We start from the raw sequence: 18,220 nt of genomic DNA, 5'->3' as shown, positions 1-18,220 counted from the left end.
TCACCCACTCGCTCCGGACACGGCTCCTCCCCGCCGCCCCCTCTACCCCTGAGGTCGCCTGTCCGCCAAGAGGGGTTACGAGCTGTCACCCGATAGCGCTAATTCGTACCTCCGTCGAGAGCATGGCGTAGTCACTCGTACACGTTCAGCGCTGTTGCCCCGCGAACAAGATCGCGCCGATCACGACGAAGCTGATCACGAACGTCGGCAGCGACGCGAGCACCAACCACCCGAACGCGAGCCGCTTGCGCTTGACGAAGAGCCGGACCAGCAGCCCCGAGACGAGGGAAATGGGCAGCAGCCGACCGAGGGCGAGCCCCAGGCCGTACCCGGACAACGTCACGTCGCCCACCGTGAACACCAAGACCACGGCGACGCCGGCCCAGACCAGCGACGCCTGCAGGGCACGGAGGACCGACGTGCCCTCGGGCGCCGGCGGAGGCGGGTATGCCGCCGGATAGCCGGGAACCGGCGCCTGCCCGACCGGGTAGCCCGGAACCGGCGCCTGCGCGACGGGGTAACCCGCACCGGGCGGCGGCGCGGCCGGGTAGCCGACGACCTGCGCCTGCGGGTAACCGGGATCGGCCTGCGGGCCCGTGCCCGGCTCTTGCGGTTGCTGCGGGAACACGGCGTTGCGGTCGAAGTCCATGGCTCATCCCGAGGTGCGGTCCGGCTGGGTCGTGCCGTTGGCGAGCGGGAGTGACCAGCGCGGACGGCGGCGGCAAGAGTACATCGCAGGTCGTGCCCGGACTGCCACGCTCGTCCCGTGGGACCATGCGTTCACCGCGAGCGAAGGGGGTCGGGGTTGGAGGAGGGCTCTCGGTCCGCCGATGCCAACCGGATCGGCGGCGACGTGCACGGAGCCGCGGTGTTGGCGGGCACGATCCACGGCGGCGTGCACATCACCGTGGCTGGTGCGGAACCCACGCGAGAGTCGCAGGTCGCTCCCGCACAGGGTGAACCGGCGTTGACCGGCCTCCCCGCGCCGGTCCGATTCCTGCTGCGGGCACAGGTCGACACCGCGCAGGAGATGCCTTACCGATTGCCCGGCCCACGCCGCTCGTCGCTCGTGACGGTGCACGTGCGCCAGGATCTCGGCAGCGGCTCGGACGAACACGGGTCGGATCCGCCGCGGCCGGTCCCGATCGTGGACGGCCGCGGGCAGGTCGTGGAGCCGCCGAGCTTGCCGATCACCCGATTAGCCGTCCGCGCGCCCACCCGGACGGTCTGGGAGGCGTTGGACCGCGACGACCACGTGGTGATCACCGGCGGACCGGGGCAGGGCAAGTCCACGTTGTCGCTGCGGCTGGCCGCCGACGTCGCCGCGCAGTGGCTGTCCCGTGACGGTGAACCCGCGCCGATGGCCGAACGCGTGGTGCCGCTGCGGTTGACGGCCCGGGAGCTGGCCGGGCGGCTCAGCCGACCGTTCCCGGAGGCCGTGGTGGAGAGCGCGGGCGCGGAGTACGGCGCGCTGCTGGCCTCTCCCCTGGACCCGCGCGCCCTGGAGGGACGGATCGCGGGCTGCCGCTGGCTGCTGCTGGTGGACGGCCTGGACGAGGTCGCCGACACCACCGAACGGGACCGGCTGGTCACCGTGCTGGCCGCGTGGACCGCCGAACCCACGTCGCCGTACCGGGTCGTGGTCACCACCAGGCCGATCGAAGGCGCGGCCCTGGCCCCGCTGCAGCGCATCGGCGCCGCCCGCTACGAACTGCAGCCGTTCGACGAACGCGCGCTGCGCCAGTTCGCCCGCAACTGGTTCGGCGACCGCGACCGCGCCTACCGGTTCGTGCGGCAGATCCGCGCCGCCCACCTGGACGAGCTGGCCCGCGTGCCGCTGCTGGCGACGATCGCCGCGATCATCTTCGAGCAGCCGGGCAACCGCCCGTTGCCGGACAACCAGTACGAGCTGTACGAGGCATACCTGAAGTACCTGCGCACCGCGCACACCGCCGAGCCCGGGCCGTTCGACCCGGTGCACGACGCGCTCCTGGAACACCTCGGCCGTGTCCGGCTGGAGGCCGACACGTCTCTCGTGGACGCCGCCCAGGACTGGGCCGCCCGGCACGTGCCCGACCTCACGGGCGCCTGGCAGGACGACCTGATCACCTACCTCGCCGCCGTCGGCCCGCTCAGCCGTCGCGGCGAAGACCTGCGGTTCCTGCACCACAGCTTCGCCGAACACCTCGCCGCCACCGCGAAAGCCCGCCTGCTGCCCGAACACTTCGACCCGGCGCACGCGGACTTCGCGAGCCTCCTGCACGCCGCTCGCACGGAGGACCGCGGCCGCCACGCCAGGGCCGTGCTGCTGCACCACACCCGCCTGCACCCCAGCGAAGCCGAGCGCCTGCTGGAGCACCTGCACTCGGGCGGCTCGGACCAGCACCTGCTGGCCGCCCGCCTGCTCGCCCGCCACCTGCCCGCCGGCCCGGCCGCCGTCGACGCCTTCCTGACCACCGTGCGCGCGTGGGCGATGACCACCCAGCACCCCGCCCTGAAGATCCTGTCCCAGACCAGCCGCGCCGCCCACCACCCCGGCACCGCCGCCTGGCTGGTCGACCTGATGGGCTCCGAGGACGCCCCTTGGCCGTCCCGCGTCGAGGCCGCGGCCGCCTTGGCGACCAGGCTGCGCGGCCCCGAGTCCGCCGAAGCCACCCGCCTGCTGCGCCGCGTCGTGGACGACTCGGCGATACCGGTGGAGCACCGGCTCGCCGCCGCAGAGGCCTTGGCCGAGTGCGGCCCGGACGGCCACCGCGCCTCCGCACAGGGCCTGCGAGCCATCCTCGCCTCCCCCACCGCCACGGCCGAGCAACTGCGCAACGCCGCCGTCGTCCTGGCCACCTTCGACGGCGAGTCGCGCGACCACGCCGTCACTTCGCTCGCCGCAGTGCTCGACGACCCGGACGCCCCGGACCAAGCTTGCGTCCACGCCGCGACCGGCCTGGTCGAGATCGACGTGGAACACCACGAGCGCGCCGCCGACGTCTTCCGCGAAGTCCTGCGCACCCGCACCAACTTCAGCGCCGGGATACGTGACGCGGCGGTCGGCCTCGCGTCCCTGGGCCCGCAGCGCTCCGACGAAGCCGTCGCCGCCCTGACCCGGCTGGTCACCGACCGACGCCTGCCGCTCGGGGATCGCGTCTCCGCCGCCGAAGCACTCGCCGAACTGGGTCCCCAACACCGCATGACGGCCATCAACCACTTGGTGGCGTTGTCCACGGCATTCGGAATCACCGCGTACCTGCGTTCCCGCATCGCACAGGCGCTCGCCGACACCGGGGCGCAGGATCAGGCATTGGGCCTGCTGCAAGCGGTCCTGGGCGACTGGGCCACCGACGCCTACGGTCGGACGGTGGCCGCCCAGGCGCTCGCCGAGCTCGGGCCCGAGCACCGGGACGAGGCCGCAGTCGCGCTGCGTGGCGCGACCACACACCCCACAGCCTCGCCTTTCGATACCTTGACAGCTTCGACCCAGCTGGCCGTGCTGGGCGAGCCCTACCGGACGCCTGCGGTCGCCACCCTGCGCGCGATGCTCCGGGACCGCTCCGCCGCCCCCGCCCTCCGCGCCCACGCCGGCTCGCAGTTGGTCGGGCTCGGTCCGGAGTTCCACGACGAGGTGGCCCACCACTTGTCGGAGATCGCCACTCGGCAAGCGGACCCCGAGGCGCAGAGGTTGGCCTGGCGTGCGCTGCGGCGCCTCGGCACGCGGTTCCACGAGCGGACGTCCGCCGCCATGCTGTCGCTGGTCGCTCCGAAGCAGGCGGAACTCTGGGCCTCGCACTGCGACTACCCGGTACTCGGCCAGCTGGACGTCACCGACCCGGACGTCCTCGCCGCCGCGATGACCGCGGTGCTGCACGACCCGACATGGGACGGCCGGGCACGGAACAGCGCGGCGTCAACCCTGATCGCACTGGGCCGTCGCTTCCACCGTCGGGTCGTGGACGCGGTCGTCGGCCAGATCGAGGCACGGATCGTGCCGAACGCGTGGTTGCCGACGGTCGTCGCGGACGTCGGCAGACTCGGCGCCGGTATGCGGGAGGAAGTGGCCACCGCCCTGCGCGGTGTGGCGGACGATCCCCACACGAGCACCGCCACCCTGTGCCAGGTGGCGAAGGCCATGGAGAAGTTGGACCGCTGGTCCGACCCGGTCGTGGTAGCGCGTTTGGGGGACGTCGCCGCTCACGACCTGTTGCCTTTGTCGGACCGCGCCGAAGCCGCGGTGGCGCTCGCCCGCGCCGTCCCGGACGAGATCGACACAGCGGTCGCCACCGTAATGCGCGAGACCGACGACGCGGCGGTGTCTGCGTGGGAATCGCGAGTGCGGGCGCTGGCCGAGTTGGGCGCGGATCTGGCGCCTTCGCTCTGCGCTTGCCTGGCCGATGGGGATTCCGGCTACCGCAGGCGCCTGGCCGCGGCCGAGGTGCTGGTCGAACTGCGTCCCGGTCGGTATCCCGAGGCCCTCTCCGAGATCCGTGGCCAAGCTGCTGATGATCACCTGACCTTCACGCGGCGCACCGACGCGGTGATGCTGCTCGCCAGGCACGACCCGACCCAGGTGGATGCGGCAGTCGCCTTCCACGCTCGAGTGCTCGACGACGAATCACAGCCGGTGCGCGACCGTGCCGAGGCCGCATGCCAACTCATGGACCTCGACCCCGGGCGGGCCGGGACGGCGTTCGCTTCCCTGCGCCGGTTCGCCACCAGCCCCGAGTTCACCACCGAGGAGCAGTCGCTCGCCCTCGACTGGCTCGCGTACCGAGCCGCTGCCCGCGGTCGTGAGGTGGCGCAGTTAGCGCTGGCGCTCTTCCACGACCCCGCCACCGGGCCACAGGACCGCCGCCGGGTGGCGACCGTCCTGCGGGGAAGGGACCGATTCCTCGCCGAACAGGACCTCTTGGCCGACCACGCCGCGCCGCCGGAACAACGAGTGGATGACATCACCGAATGGATCGAGCCCACCCTGGCGGTGGACGCGGCTGCGCGGCTTCGAGACGTCATCACCGCGGCGGAGACGATGCCGGCAGACCGGATCAGCGCCGCCGCGGCTCTTGCAGGACTCTCGCGCCGATGGCGCTCCGAGGCTGCTGCGGTGATCGAAGAGTCGGCCGACAACCCGGACCTGGCCTACAACGTCCGCGAGGCTCTCTTGACCTTGCACGGACCGGGTCGACCTGGCCCGTTGAGCGAGGATGCCGCCCTGGTCCTCGACGCCACGAGCCCGTGGCGGGAGCGTGTCGACGCGGCCCATCGGATCTGCATCCTGACCGGTGACACTCCCACGCGAGTGCTTGCCGTGCTGTGGGAAATGGCTGACGATCCCCGCCTGTCCGGCGTCGCCCGCGTGAGAATTCTCCACATCCTGCGGAAGTTCGGCGGCCTGCAGAGGCTGCGCCGCATCCGGGACGACGAGCAGGAGTCGCTCGCGATCCGGTGGCGGGCGTCGTTATGGCTGCGCCTGCAAGCCTCCGACGACCGGGCCGCTTGTCTCCTGGTCCTGCACCGCATCGCCACCGACCCCACCTGCCGGCCGGCACTTCGGTGGCGAGCAGCCCGTGACCTCTTGGTCCTCGGTGAACGGGGACGCGAGGCCGGATCATCATGCCTCTGGGCGATCGCGACGGACGAGTCGTTGCCCCTTCTACCACGCGTCGACGCCGCCCGCAGGCTCGGCTTGGCGCGGCCTGACCTGCGCACCCAGGTCGTGCCCTTGTTGAGGCGGCTCCGCTCCGCCGACAACCCCCTGGTCCGCATTCAGGTGTTCGAAGCCATCGGTCTCTTCGACAGCGTCGAGGGTGCGGTCGCGCTGCGGGACGTGGCACGTGACCGCACGCTCCGTCCCGGTGCCCGGCTGCGAGCCGCCGCTGCCGCCGCCCAACTGCGCCGTGACCACCGTGAAGCCGCCGCCATCGTCGCCCGGGAGATCGCACACGACCCGGCCGTCCCGCACCACATCCGGGTCAAAGCGGCACGGGCGTTGGCGCGGTGGAGTGAGTTGTGCAGGCCGGAGGCACGGGCGTTGTTGGTGGAGCTCGGTGTCGCGAATCGTGGTCAGTCGTAACCGCCGAACATGAACAGCGAGATCTGGTGGTCCGACGGGTTGGCCAGGCCGTGCAGGTTGCCGCCCTTCAGCATCGCCAGGTGGCCCGCCCGCAGCAGCCGCACCTCGAAGCACCGGTCGCGGACGTCCGACTCGGCCCAGTCGCCGATCACCATCCAGCCCTCGCCGTCCAGCATCAGGAACACCTCGGAGTTGTCCCGGTGCCGGTGCAGGCCGATGCCGCACCCCGCGTCCAGTACGTGCAGGTCCATGTAGTCCACCGCCAGGAACGGCTCCTCGCCCCCGCCCTTGCGGCCGAACGCGTCGAGGTTGTACGGCTCCAGCCGCCGCCCCAGCTCACCGGAACCGGTGAACCGGAAGTAGTTCGACAGCAGGTTGCGGTACTCCAGGAAACCGATGCCGCCGTGCGGGTTCGCGCTGCGGCCCACCTCCAGGAACGCGTCCCACCCCCGCACCACCATCTGGAACGCCACCGTCACCGGCCCGATCTCGGCCGAACGATCCGCGCTGCGCCACCGCAACACGACCCTCAGCGGGCGCACCGGGTGCAGCAGGTGGTCGGGCGCCACCTCGCGGACGTCCCGACCGTCCAACCCCGCCCGGCTGAACGCGTCCGGCGCCCCGCGCGCGATGTCCGGCCGGGCCTGCAGCACCCCGAGCTTGAGCGACTGCCTGCCCCGCGCGCCCACCCGCGACTCCAGGTCGTCACCGCCATAACCCCACAGCTCCGTCACGTAACGGCCGCTGTCCGGGTCGTAGGGTGCCTCCACCTCGGCCCGTCCACCACCCTCGACCGCCACGTCCACCAGCAGCCGGTCACCCAGCGAACCACCGTGCGCCGCGGCCAGCGCGCTGTCCGGCCCGGCCCGGTAGGACAGGTGCAGGAACGGCCCGGTCCAGTCACCGCCCAACGCCCACCCGCGCACCGCCCTGGTGTCGCCCAACCGGAAGTCGGCGACGTTCTGCTTCTGGAAGTCGGTCTTGAAGTCCTGCGCGGCCGGGTCGAGCACGTCGGTGTTCGGGCTGCTCGGCCCGTACAGCGCCAACCACTCGTGCGGCAGCACGTAGTGCAGCGACGGCGTCGCGTAGCACTCCAGCTCGGCGGCGAGCCGGGTGTCCTGCACGACCGTGAGCAGTCGTTCCAACGGGTTGTCGGACGAGTAGTTGGGCACCGCACCGGGCTCGACGCGCTGCGCGGCGTCACCTTGGGGTATCCGCACGGGTCACCTCTTCTTCAGGGCTGGTACAGGAACGCCACGAACTTCAGCGGTTCGTCGCCGTCGGCGCGGATGCCGTGGATGCCGCCGCTCTTGGTGAACAACGTGCTGCCCGGCCCCACCACCACCTCGCGGCACTGCTTGGGTCCGATGCCGTACACGTGCCGCTCGACGATCGGCTGCCGCGCCGCGGCCGGGTCGTCGTCCACTCCCAGGTAGGCCCGGCCTCGACCCGACACCACGTAGTACAGCTCCTCCGAGCCGATGTGCCGGTGCGTGCCTTCCACGACGCCCGGCGGGATCGTCACCTCGTGGAAGAACACCAGGTCGCCGCCGAGTTCCCGTTGCACGAGCCAGCGCATGTCCACCACGTTGCCGTCACCGGCGTCCGGGTTGCCCGGGTCCATCATCGCGTTGCGGTAACGCACCGGTTGCACCTGCGCCGAGTCGGCGATGAACCACACGCGCTGGTAGTCCAGCAGGTAGTTCAGGTCGCGCACGGTGTTCTGGTCCGAGGACGGCGACGGGTCGCGCGGCTCCTGGTGCGAGCGCAGGAAGTTGTTGTCCCACTGGACGTCCGGCACCGGGTGACCGGTGGGTGTCGTCATCGCCACCTCGCTGAACGCCACCTCCAGCCGCCGCAGCCGCTTGATGTCGACCAACGCGGGCGCGAGCGACGGCGGACGCGTGATCGGGGCGTTGGCACCCATCAGCGGCAGCACCCGGTAGTCGTGGTGGGTGTGCTCGGGCGGTTCCAGCGTGTCCCACATCTCCACCGCGTAAGCGTCCACCGCCTTGTCGTAGCGCAGCGTCACGGTCGCGTCGGCGGTCAGGCCGGTGTCGTCCGGCAGCAAGCGCACCCACGCGTTGACCGAGGACCCGAGGCGACGGCCGCGTTCCCGCACCAGCTCGGTCAGCCGCCCCGCCCGGTACTCCAGGCGCAGCACGCCGCACAACCGCATGCCGTCGAGGTAGACGCTGCCCTTCATCGCGGTGATGTCGGGTCCGTTGCGCACCTCGTCCACGTCGTAGCGGTAACGAGGGCTGCGCGAGGCGTGCAGGTAGCGGGAGTGGTAGATCCGGTCGGGGAAGAACACCACCCGGAAGATCTCGTTCTCCGGCTGGGTGAAGATGTCGTCGAACGCGGGGTCCATGGCCGTCACACCCTCGTGGTGAGCAGGTCGCCGACGCGGAAGGCGTTGGCCTGGATGGTCAGCGTCGGGTTCGCACCGCCGGAGGTCGGCATGAACGACCCGTCGGTGACGTAGAGGTTGTCGAACCGCCACGCCCGGCAGTCCGGGTCGAGCACCGAGTCCTCCGGGTCCGCGCCGAACCGGGCGCCGCCCAGGACGTGGTTGGCGATGCGCCGCACGTCGTTGCCGACGTGGCCGTAGCCGATCACCTGCACGCCTTCGCCACCGGCGGCGAGGATCCGGCGGCACTGCTCGGCCAGCACGTCCATCACCGCCCGGTCGTGGCCGTGCCAGCCCTTGTCGATGTGGGCCACCGGGCGGTTCCACTTGTCGCGCACGGACGGGTGCAGCGTGATGCGGTTGGTGGGCAGCGGGACCTGGTTGGCCATGAACGCCACCGACAGCTGGCGGCCGAAGTTCTCGGTCAGGTAGCCGTCGAACCCGTCACCGCGCATGTCCAGGTCGTACAGGTAGCCCTTCCACGTGGTGTCCATGTCGTTGGCCGCCCAGGTGCGCGCCATGCTGATCGGCAACGCCGAGTCGGACGTGTTGTTGTAGATCGCGCCGCCCGCCCACAGGTTGTTGGCGCGCACGAACTCCGGTGCGGCGCACGCGTCGGTGGCCCAGTCCGAGTCCAGCGTGCGCGACTTGTCGTGCCGTCCGGGCACGCGGGCCGACGCGCCGCCGAAGCAGTGCGTGAGGAAGTAGCGGCCGAGCAGGTCGTTGCCGTTGATCCGCTGCGCGAAACCGGGGTCCCTTTCGGCCGACAGCTGCAGCAGCCGCACGGATTCGATCGCGCTGCACGCCACCACGACCACCGTGCCGCTCACCGTCCGCTCGCGGCCCAGCGGATCCCGGTAGTGCACGGCCGTGACGCGGGAGCCGGTCGCGGACAGGTGCGTCACAGCGCAGTTGGCGCGCAGCTCGAAGGCCGGTTCGGTCGAGATCGGGTGCAGCAGCGAGACCCACGTGTTCGACTTCAGGCCCAACGGGTCGCCGTAGCGGTTCACGAACGCGGTCTTGATCGACTCGCGGTCCAGCGGTACGGCGCGCCCGCTGGGCACGTGGTCCTCGGTGATGACCGCCAGCGGCGTGCGGTAGCGGCGGAAGCCCAGCGCGTCCATCCCGGCGGCGACGTGCGTGCTGATGCTGTTGGGCTCCAAGGGCTTCTGGTAGTTGTCCACGCTCGCGGGCTTGAGCTGGCCGTCCCGGGTGCCGTTGATGCCGACCAGTTCCTCGGCCACGCAGTACCACGGCTCCAGCTCGTCGTAGCCGAACGGCCAGTCCTGCGCCTCCCGGGCCACGTCGCCGTTCGGGTCGCCACGCAGGTCCGCGCGCCCCTGGTTGACCGTGCGCAGCCGGAAGTCGTCGGGCGCGAACCGCAGCGACACCCCGCCGTAGAGCTGCGTGCCGCCGCCGACCACCTGCGCCGTGTAGCCCTCGATGGTGACCTTGTCCCGGCCGTCGCTGTCGCGGTAGACGTGCGGCTCGTCGTTCAGGTCCGGCTCGACGTGGCTGGAGTAGAACGACACTCCGGTGTTCGCCACGCCCGGCACCCGCAGCACCTTCTCCGCGCCGGTGGCGAACTCCTCGTCGCGCTTGAAGTCCGACAGCCCGTCGGGGCTGGTGTGCTGGGCGTGGAACAGCGGCCCCTTCTCCAGCACCAGCACGCGTTTCCCGGCCCGCACCAACGTGTGCGCGATCGGCGCGCCACCCGCGCCGCTGCCGATGATCACCGCGTCGAACGCCTCGTCGGCCATGGTCTCATCCCCGGTAGTCGGTGTTGCGGCCCAACGGCGCTTCGAGCGCCGAACGCCAGTCGAACTCGAAGCGCTCGGCGAGGTAGGCCCACGCCGCCGCGCCGTTGTTGCCGCCGTGCTTGGGGTGCGCGAACGCGCCGGTCATCGCGTGGCGGCGGAGCAGGAGCAGGAAGTAGCGCGGCTCGTTGTACTGTTCGGTGTCCCAGCCCGGGACGTTGTTCGCGGCGAACCCGTCGTACAGGTCCATGAACGCCTGCCTGCCCAGCTCCGCCGGTTCCCGGCCGGGGAAGCGGGCGCGCAGCACGCCGTCGATCAGCCGCAGGCACGTCTTGTAGTCGTCCAGGTTGTGGCGTTCCTCGCGGGCCAGCAGCTTGTCGATGAAGTTGACCACGCCGACCGACTCGTCCATCAGGAACGCCAGCGGGAACTGCCGGTCCCGTTCGGAGCGGCTGAGCTTGTGGTAGAAGTCGGTGAGGAAGCGCCGGTTCTCCGCGAGCTGGAACGGCAGCACCTGCGTGACCAGCCGTTCCAGCAGGCGCAGTTCCCAGCGGTCGAAGCTGATCGGCACGGCGCAGCCGTGGGTGAAGAACCGCGACCACTCCTGGCCGTTGTCGCCGCGGTGGCGCTGCGGGTTCACCGGGTCGAGCACGGACCGACCGTCCACGGTGAACCGGTACCGGTGCACCTGGCCCTTGCCGACCCGCACGGTGACCGCCCACAGGCCCGTCGGCTCGTCCAGGAACCGCACCCGGCGCAGCGGCAACGGGGTGTGCAGGTCGCCGAACGTCCCGACCACGCCCACCTCACCCGCCTGGTCGTCGCGGTGCACGAACGTGACGTCGTTGAAGCGGTAGGACGTCTCCGCCGACGCGCCGTCCCAGTGCGTGTCGACCACCGGCAGGTGGAACGGCTCGGCCACTTCCCCGGTGTCGCGGGCCAGGAAGCGCGTGGTGTGGTTGAGCACGTACTGGTCGTCTCGGGCAACCTGCACGACGGGCATGGCCTTCACCCACTTGATGAGCACGCGGGCCGCGAGAGCCGGCCCGGTCGCGAATGGACGCTGCGGGTCAATTCCCCCGCACACCCGGGACGTCGTGTCGGGTGGGGAGCGGGTTAGCGCGCCACGGCCGGATTCAGCGCTACGGGTGAATCCCGCGCTTCCGCCGTAACGAATTTCTTTCACGTCGACGGAGGGCCGGCCGTTCTTGTCGGTGCCCTCCGCCATGATGTCGGTCGACCGGATCTTGGGGGGAAGGAGTACCGCGGTGCGGACGCTGATGAGCGGGGCGGCCAGGGTGGACTACGGGCAGCTCTACGTGGAGAGCGGCGAGCAGTCGTCGGACCTGGGCGAGTGCTTCGGCGGCCAGGTCAACGGGCTGTGCGGCGGCGCGGTCCCCGGCACGTTGTTCCTGATGGCCGGCACGAACGTCGGCGAGGTCCACTTCACCGTGGAGCTGCACGACCAGCCGCCACCGGTGGGTGCCGAGTGGGAGGACGTGGTCGAGGTGTCCTTCCGGCCTTCGGGACCGGTGGCCCTCTACGTCTGGGCGCACGAGGACTTCTGGTCGTTGGACGAGTTGGAGCCGATCGACTACCGGGTCCGCTACTGCGCGGTGGGGATGGACGAGGCGCGCGAGGTGGATTCCTCGACGTCGTCGCGCGACCGCTACGTACTGCAGTTCTGGCCGGCACCGCCCGAGCCCGACCGGATCGTCCGGCAGACCAGCGAGCACGCCGCCTACTGGCACGCGTACGCCCGCAAACAGCCCCCACCTCCCACGCCGGAGGAGAAGGCCGAAGCCGAACGCCTGGCGCGCGAGAAGCGGGAACGGGCCGCCGCGCAAGCACGCCTGGAAGCGGAGGAACGCGAGTGGGGCGGCCGGCTGCCCGGCGAACGGCTGAGACAACTTCGCGGCTCGGCGCTGAACCTGGCGCCGCTGGACCGACCGCTGGTGGACGCGCTCGCCGAGGCCGAGCCGACCGTGCAGCGACAGGTGGCGCGTTGGGCGATCAGGCGTGCGTTCACCGAAGGGGGCCTGGCCGACATCGACTGGATCGCACCCGCCCTGGCCGCGATGGACCGCGGCGAGCCCCTGCCACCGCCGTTCGAGGACGACCGCCGGCCCTGGGACCTCCTGTTCGCCGACGAACGGGTCCCCCAGACGGTCGTGACCACCCTGAACGGGGTACACGACAACTTCAGCCAACAGGCCATGGCCCTGCCCGCGATCTTCGCCGAACTGGAGCAGGACCCACTGGTGGCCGCCTTCGACGCGGTGTGGTCGGCTGTCGCGACCTACGGCCGTGGTCGACACGGCGAGCTGTTAGCCGAACTCCGCTCGGCCTTTCCCGTGCTCGGGTGACGTACGTACGTCGAGATGCGTACAGCGGACACGTAACGAGGTCGATGCGACCGGGTCGCGTGGGTTTCTAGCTTGGCTGTCGTGCGAAACCTGCTGACACCGTTGTCGTTGATCGTCTCGACCCTCTACGTCTGGGTGGCCATGGTCGCCTTCGGCGGGATCCTGGTCGAGACGATCGTCATCTACCCCAACGTGTTCCACGACCCGCCGACGTCACTGGCGCGGTCGGTGGAGTTCTTCGAGGTCACCGGGCCGGCCGACCTGTTCCCGCCGATGGGCGCGCTGACCGTGGCGCTGGCCGTGGGCAGCGTGGCGCTGCTGTGGCGGGTCCGGGCGGCACGGCCGTGGGTGCTGGCGAGCCTGGTGTCGCTGGTCGTCGGGGAGTTCCTGTTCTCGGTGGTCTACTTCTGGCCGCGCAACGAGATCATGTTCGACCAGGGGATCGCGGTGCACTCGGCGGAGGTGCTGCGGCAGGCGGCGGTGGAGTTCGAGACCGGGCACTGGGTGCGGTTGGCCATGAGCGGTGTGACGGCCGTGCTCGCGTTCACCGCCTACCAGCGTTCGCGCCGGACCGGCGGCGGGTCGGTGGTCGAGCGCGGCTCGGCCGGATAGTCGGCTCGGTGGTTTCTTCCGGCTCGGTGGTTGAGTTCGGCTCGATTTGACATGGGGCCCCTTACGGGCACTCCAGGCAGGCCAAAGCCGGGCAGGCCTGGCGGATAAAGCGCCCGCCAAGCCTGTCCGGCTTCGACCAGCCTAAAGCACCCGAACCCCACGTAAAATCGGGCCTCTGCGGTTGGGCTGCGGGTCCGTTGGGGTGTCGCTCGATTGGGCGATAGATGCAACCTTTGACAACCCAAATCGCATTTCTCACGTTAGCCGGAGAAAACGGCCGGCCCGGCGGCGGGGAGGCGTGGGCGAGGTGGCTGGGGTGCGTGAACAGGTAGCGATTGGGGGCATCGGTGGAGTCGGGTGGGCGGGCGGTGGTGGTCGACACGGCGCTGGCGGTGCTCGTGACGGTGGTGGTCGGCGCGACGATCGCCGCCAACATCGGCGACACGGCATCACCGCACCCGGCGGCCTACGCGTTGGCGCTGGTGCTGGGCGGGGCGATGGTCGTCCGGCGGCGGTGGCCGGTCGGCACGCTGGTGGCCACCATCGCCGTGCTGTTGGCCTACTACACGTCGTCGTTCCCGCCGGTCGGGTTGGCCGTGCCCGTCGCGGCGGCGTTGTACTCGGCGGCCGAGCTGGGGCGGGTGCGGTGGGCCGTCGGCGCCTCGGCGGTGCTGCTGGTGATCTCCACCGCCGTCCGGGCGCGGGAAGGCGACGACCTGGCCTTCCTGCTGGGCTACGAGTTCGTCGGCTCGGCGGCGCTCATGGCCAGTGTCATCGCGCTGGGTGACGCGGTGCGGTCTCGGAGGCGATGGCGGGCGGAGTTGCGCAGGCAGGCGCAGGTGGCCGAGCTGGAACGCGAGCGTGAGGCCGCGCGGCGGGTCGAGCGGGAACGGGTGCGGGTGGCGCGCGATCTGCACGACCTGCTGGCGCACACGGTGTCGGTGATCTCGCTGCACGCCGACGTGGCGCGTGAGGCGCTGGTGGACGACGACCGGGAAACCGCCCAGCGGTCGCTGGTGGCGGTCCGCGCGGCGTGCGGTGACGTCGTACGTGAGCTTCGGGCAACCGTGCGCGCGCTGCGTTCGCCGGACGACCACGACCCCGTACCCGGGCTCGACCGGTTGGACGACCTGGTCGCCTCGACCCGTGCGGCCGGGTTGGACGTGCGGGTGGAGGTCACCGGCCCGCGCACCCCGCTGCCCGCCGTGGCCGACGCCGCCGCGTACCGGGTCGTGCAGGAGTCGTTGAGCAACGTGCTGAGGCACGCCGACGCCCGGGTCGTCCACATAGGATTGCGGTACGCCGGGGACGGGCTGCGCCTGTCGATCCGCGACGACGGCCGGGGCGGTGGCCGGTCGGGCGGTGGGCCGTCGAGCGGGGGGTGGGGCATCGTCGGCATGCGTGAACGGCTCGCGCTGCTCGGTGGCACGTTGCGCACGGACAGCCCGGCCTGCGGCGGTTTCGTGGTCGAGGCGGAGTTCCCGCGGGTGGAGGTGTCGTGATCAGGGTGGTGTTGGTGGACGACCAGCCGCTGGTCCGGGAAGGTCTGCGTGCGCTGTTGGGCCGGGCAGAGGACATCACCGTGGTCGGCGAGGCGGCCGATGCCGCGGGCGGGGTGGCGCTGGTCCGCCGGGAGCGGCCCGACGTGGTGCTGATGGACATCCGCATGCCAGGCGGTGACGGCATCGGGGCCACCCGCCGGATCGTCGCCGACCCGGACCTGCGGCACGTCCACGTCGTCGTGCTGACCACGTTCGACACCGACGAGCACCTGTTCGACGCGGTGCGCGCCGGTGCGGCGGGTTTCCTGCTCAAGGACACGTCACCGGACGACCTGCGCAACGCGGTCCGGGTGGTGGCCGGCGGTGACGCGCTGCTGTCCCCCGCCGTGACGCGGCGCGTGATGCGGGCGGCGGCGGCCCGTCCCGCGCCCCGGTCCGCCGACCGGCTCGCCGTGCTGACCCCGCGGGAACGGGAGGTGCTGGCCGAGGTGGGCACGGGTCGGTCCAACGCGGAGATCGCCGAGCGGCTGGTCATCAGCGCGGCGACGGCGCGCACGCACGTCGGCCGCCTGCTGACCAAGCTCGACGCCCGCGACCGCGCCCAACTGGTCGTGATCGCCTACGAGACGGGCCTGGTCTCCACCGGCCACGCGTGACCGGGCGGCGGCGTCCACCGAGTGCGCCCGGCCCGGCTTCGGCTACAAACTGGACCGGGAGGTGGTGGTCCGGTGAGGACCCGAACGGCCGCGATCGTCGTCTGCTGCGCCGCCGCGCTCGTGGCGAGCCTGCTGCTCTTGCGCCGATCCGGCCCGGACGCGCCACCGCCCTCCGAGGCCACCGCCGAACCGCAGGTGGACGTCGGCGTCACCGTCAGCGGTCGCGATGCCGGCGAGGGCTGGTTCCTGATGGCCTCCGAGGAGGTCGCCCACCGGACCCCGCCCGACGACGTCGCCGACTGCCGCGCCCTGCACGCCTGGGCGTTGGGCGAGGGCGCGCTGCCGGTCGGCGACACCACGCACACCATCACGTTCTCGGCGAACCGGCGCGCCACGATCGAGAGCACCTACGTGCGGGTCGTCCCCGATCCGACGCCCTATCCGGCCGCCGGCGGCGCACCCGTCGTCCGCCTCCGGTGCCTGCCTGAAGCCGACGCCACGCCACCGTTCCCCGGCCCCGAAGACGTCGACTTCCGCGTCAACGGCGACGCCCGGCCGCGGACCTTCGGCGAACAGCACCACGTCGGCCCCGGCAGCGACGCCGGGTTCGACGTCGTGGTCGACCTGACCGGCACCACCGGCCCGTTCGCCTACCGGGTCGAGGTCGGCATCGCGGAGGGCGGCGCGTTCCGCATGCTCCCGGTGAACGGCGGCGACGACGTGTTCTTCGCGACCGAGGACGGCGGCGGCATGGGCTACTGGCCCGCGACGACCACGTGGACGATGAGCCCCACCCGCACCAGCACCCGCTGCCCGGCGGTGTCCGACCCCGGGCCGGACCAGCAGGTCGGGTGCGTGAACTGACGCCGTAACGAGGTGTCGGCGTCCGACGACTTCCTGCACTGGGCACGCATCACGCGTGGCGCCGTGCTGGAGGTGGGCCATGGCTCTGTTCCCGAAGTACTCCGTCTACCACTCCGCCGTCCTCGACGCCGATCCCGACGAGGTGTGGGCGCAGGTGCGGGACATGATGGTGCTGCTCGACATCGTCTTCGGCGAGGGCGTCGAGAACGCGCACTGGACCGACGGCGGCTCGGCGAAGAAGGTGCCGTCGCGGTTCGAGTTCACCCTGCTGCCCAACCACGACCTGGCCCGCGAGGAGGTCGTCGGCCGCTCGGAGACCGACCGGTCGCTCACCTACCGCTCAGTCGACCAGGTGTTGTTCATCGTCGACTACCTGGCCACGTACCGGGTCCGGCCGGTGACGAACGAACCCGGCCGCAGCTTCATCGACTGGCAGCGGGAGTTCCGCGTGGTCGCGGGTGCGCCCGCCGGGTTCCTGGACGACCTCGAAGCCCTCTTCGCGCAGGAGATCGCGACCCTGAAGGCGCACTTCGCGGCGTGAGCGGGCCGGGACGGAGCGGGTCACGGCCGCCGGGATGACACGTCGGTTCGTTCGCGCCACAATCGGCGATCGTCGGTTCGGCACAGGGGGTGACGTGGTGGAGTTCGAGGAGCACGTCAGGGCACTGCTGGTGGCGCCGACCTTCTGGCACCTGGCCACGGTGAACGCGGACGGCGCGCCGCAGGTCACGCCGATGTGGGTGGACCTCGACGGCGACCACGTCGTGTTCAACACCGCGATCGGCCGGGTGAAGGAGGAGAACCTGCGCCGCGACCCCCGGCTGTCGCTGTCGTGCACGAACCCCGACAACCCGTACGACCGGGTCGAGATCCGGGGCCGGGCGGTCCGGTTCGTCGTGGGCGACGAGGCGGAACGCGGCATGGACCGGCTGGCGAAGAAGTACGTCGGCACCGAGCGCTACGAGTGGCGGATCCCCGGCGAACGGCGGGTGATGGTGCTGGTCGAGCCGACCCGTGTGCGGCACGTCGTCGGTGTCGAGCCGTTCCGGCCGGGGATCCTGCCGCCGAACTGAACCGTCCCAGCCACGGTCCGTCACGCACGCGCTAGCCTTCCGGGTGATCCACACACCGTCCCGTGGGAGAGGTGGACACCCTTCGTGACCTACGCCGCCGAGATCAGCCGCGCCAACCCGTCCTGCTTCGTGTTCCTGGTCGACCAGTCGGCGTCGATGACCGACCCGATCGGTGGCGGGCGGCAGCGCAAGGCGGACGTGGTCGCCGACGCCATCAACCGGCTGCTCGCCGAGCTGAGCGTGAAGTGCGCGAAGGAGGAAGGCGTCCGCGACTACTTCCACGTCGCCGTCATCGGCTACGGGCACGCGGTCGGCTCGGCGTTCACCGGCCCGCTCGCGGGGCGCGACCTCGTGCCGCTCAGCCAGGTGGCGGACCGGCCCGCACGGGTGGAGAAGCGGACCAAGAAGGTGCCCGACGGCGCGGGCGGGCTGGTCGAGACGACGACCCGCTTCCCGGTCTGGGTCGACCCGGTCGCCCATGGCCCGACGCCGATGTGCCGTGCGCTGGAGTCGGCGGAGGCGCTGGTGACGGACTGGGTGGCCCGGCACCCCGACAGCTTCCCGCCGATCGTGCTCAACCTGACCGACGGCGACTCCACCGACGGTGACCCGGCCGGCGCCGCGTGGGCCGTGCAGACGCACGTCACCGCCGACGGCGCCGCACTGCTGTTCAACCTGCACGTCTCCGCCACCAACGCCGTCCCGGTGACGTTCCCCGACACCGACGTCGCGCTCCCGGACGCCTACGCGCGCACCCTGTTCGGCATGTCGAGCCTGCTGCCGCCGCACATGCGGTTCTACGCGTTGCAGCAGGGCGTGCCGGCCGGTGACCTGGCGCGCGGGTTCGTCTACAACGCCGACATCACCTCGCTCGTGCAGTTCCTGGACATCGGGACACGTGCCACGGACCTGCGCTGAG

Annotated in this window: 14 protein-coding genes; 9 read left to right on the top strand and 5 right to left on the bottom strand. The window is 71.4% G+C overall.

What is annotated here, in order from left to right:
- Positions 1-145 precede the first annotated feature (145 nt).
- Complete coding sequence (locus tag A6A25_RS25975; protein ID WP_073894243.1) at positions 146-649, bottom strand: hypothetical protein; 504 nt, start codon at positions 647-649, stop codon at positions 146-148.
- A gap of 156 nt (positions 650-805) precedes the next feature.
- Here A6A25_RS25975 and A6A25_RS25970 point away from each other — a divergent pair, with 156 nt between their 5' ends.
- Positions 806-6,061, top strand: coding sequence for an NACHT domain-containing protein (locus A6A25_RS25970; RefSeq protein WP_073894240.1), 5,256 nt, complete (start codon positions 806-808; stop codon positions 6,059-6,061).
- On the opposite strand, the gene A6A25_RS25965 is transcribed toward A6A25_RS25970, so the two are convergent.
- The 4 genes from A6A25_RS25965 to A6A25_RS25950 are packed head-to-tail and all read right to left on the bottom strand — an operon-like array spanning position 6,052 to position 11,255.
- On the bottom strand, positions 6,052-7,281 hold the full coding sequence (locus tag A6A25_RS25965) for a cupin domain-containing protein (protein ID WP_083668672.1): 1,230 nt from the start codon (positions 7,279-7,281) through the stop codon (positions 6,052-6,054). The two genes, A6A25_RS25970 and A6A25_RS25965, sit on opposite strands and share 10 nt — an antisense overlap.
- A 14-nt stretch (positions 7,282-7,295) precedes the next feature.
- The gene (locus tag A6A25_RS25960; RefSeq protein WP_073894318.1) at positions 7,296-8,432 is read right to left on the bottom strand and encodes a cupin domain-containing protein; all 1,137 of its coding nucleotides are present in this window, start codon (positions 8,430-8,432) and stop codon (positions 7,296-7,298) included.
- A 5-nt stretch (positions 8,433-8,437) separates the two neighbouring features.
- Positions 8,438-10,231, bottom strand: a complete 1,794-nt coding sequence (locus A6A25_RS25955; protein ID WP_073894238.1) for a GMC oxidoreductase — start codon at positions 10,229-10,231, stop codon at positions 8,438-8,440.
- Between the two features lie 4 nt (positions 10,232-10,235).
- Positions 10,236-11,255, bottom strand: a complete 1,020-nt coding sequence (locus A6A25_RS25950; protein ID WP_198932861.1) for a gluconate 2-dehydrogenase subunit 3 family protein — start codon at positions 11,253-11,255, stop codon at positions 10,236-10,238.
- A 241-nt stretch (positions 11,256-11,496) separates the two neighbouring features.
- Here A6A25_RS25950 and A6A25_RS25945 point away from each other — a divergent pair, with 241 nt between their 5' ends.
- From A6A25_RS25945 to A6A25_RS25910, 8 genes are all read left to right on the top strand, one after another.
- Complete coding sequence (locus tag A6A25_RS25945; protein ID WP_073894235.1) at positions 11,497-12,594, top strand: hypothetical protein; 1,098 nt, start codon at positions 11,497-11,499, stop codon at positions 12,592-12,594.
- A gap of 81 nt (positions 12,595-12,675) precedes the next feature.
- On the top strand, positions 12,676-13,206 hold the full coding sequence (locus tag A6A25_RS25940; RefSeq protein WP_073894314.1) for a DUF1772 domain-containing protein: 531 nt from the start codon (positions 12,676-12,678) through the stop codon (positions 13,204-13,206).
- Between the two features lie 368 nt (positions 13,207-13,574).
- Positions 13,575-14,708, top strand: a complete 1,134-nt coding sequence (locus A6A25_RS25935) for a sensor histidine kinase (RefSeq protein WP_241828915.1) — start codon at positions 13,575-13,577, stop codon at positions 14,706-14,708.
- A complete protein-coding gene (locus A6A25_RS25930) occupies positions 14,705-15,364 on the top strand; it encodes a response regulator transcription factor (RefSeq protein WP_073894231.1) in 660 nt (219 codons plus the stop codon). Before A6A25_RS25935 ends, A6A25_RS25930 begins: the two co-directional genes overlap by 4 nt.
- A 72-nt stretch (positions 15,365-15,436) precedes the next feature.
- The gene (locus A6A25_RS25925) at positions 15,437-16,228 is read left to right on the top strand and encodes a hypothetical protein (protein ID WP_073894228.1); all 792 of its coding nucleotides are present in this window, start codon (positions 15,437-15,439) and stop codon (positions 16,226-16,228) included.
- 79 nt (positions 16,229-16,307) lie between these two features.
- Positions 16,308-16,769 (top strand): SRPBCC family protein, encoded by a 462-nt coding sequence (locus A6A25_RS25920; RefSeq protein WP_073894226.1) that lies wholly within the window; start codon positions 16,308-16,310, stop codon positions 16,767-16,769.
- Between the two features lie 97 nt (positions 16,770-16,866).
- Entirely contained in the window at positions 16,867-17,301 is a 435-nt protein-coding gene (locus tag A6A25_RS25915) for a PPOX class F420-dependent oxidoreductase (protein ID WP_338013233.1), read from the top strand.
- Between the two features lie 84 nt (positions 17,302-17,385).
- Positions 17,386-18,219: a vWA domain-containing protein gene (locus A6A25_RS25910; protein ID WP_073894222.1), complete on the top strand. Its 834-nt coding sequence runs from the start codon at positions 17,386-17,388 to the stop codon at positions 18,217-18,219.
- Position 18,220: the final 1 nt, after the last annotated feature.

This window comes from Saccharothrix sp. CB00851 (assembly GCF_001905065.1).
In the GTDB taxonomy this organism is placed as follows: Bacteria; Actinomycetota; Actinomycetes; order Mycobacteriales; family Pseudonocardiaceae; genus Actinosynnema.
The sequence above is the reverse complement of the archived record's forward strand: the minus strand, read 5'-3'. Positions and strand labels throughout refer to the sequence as shown.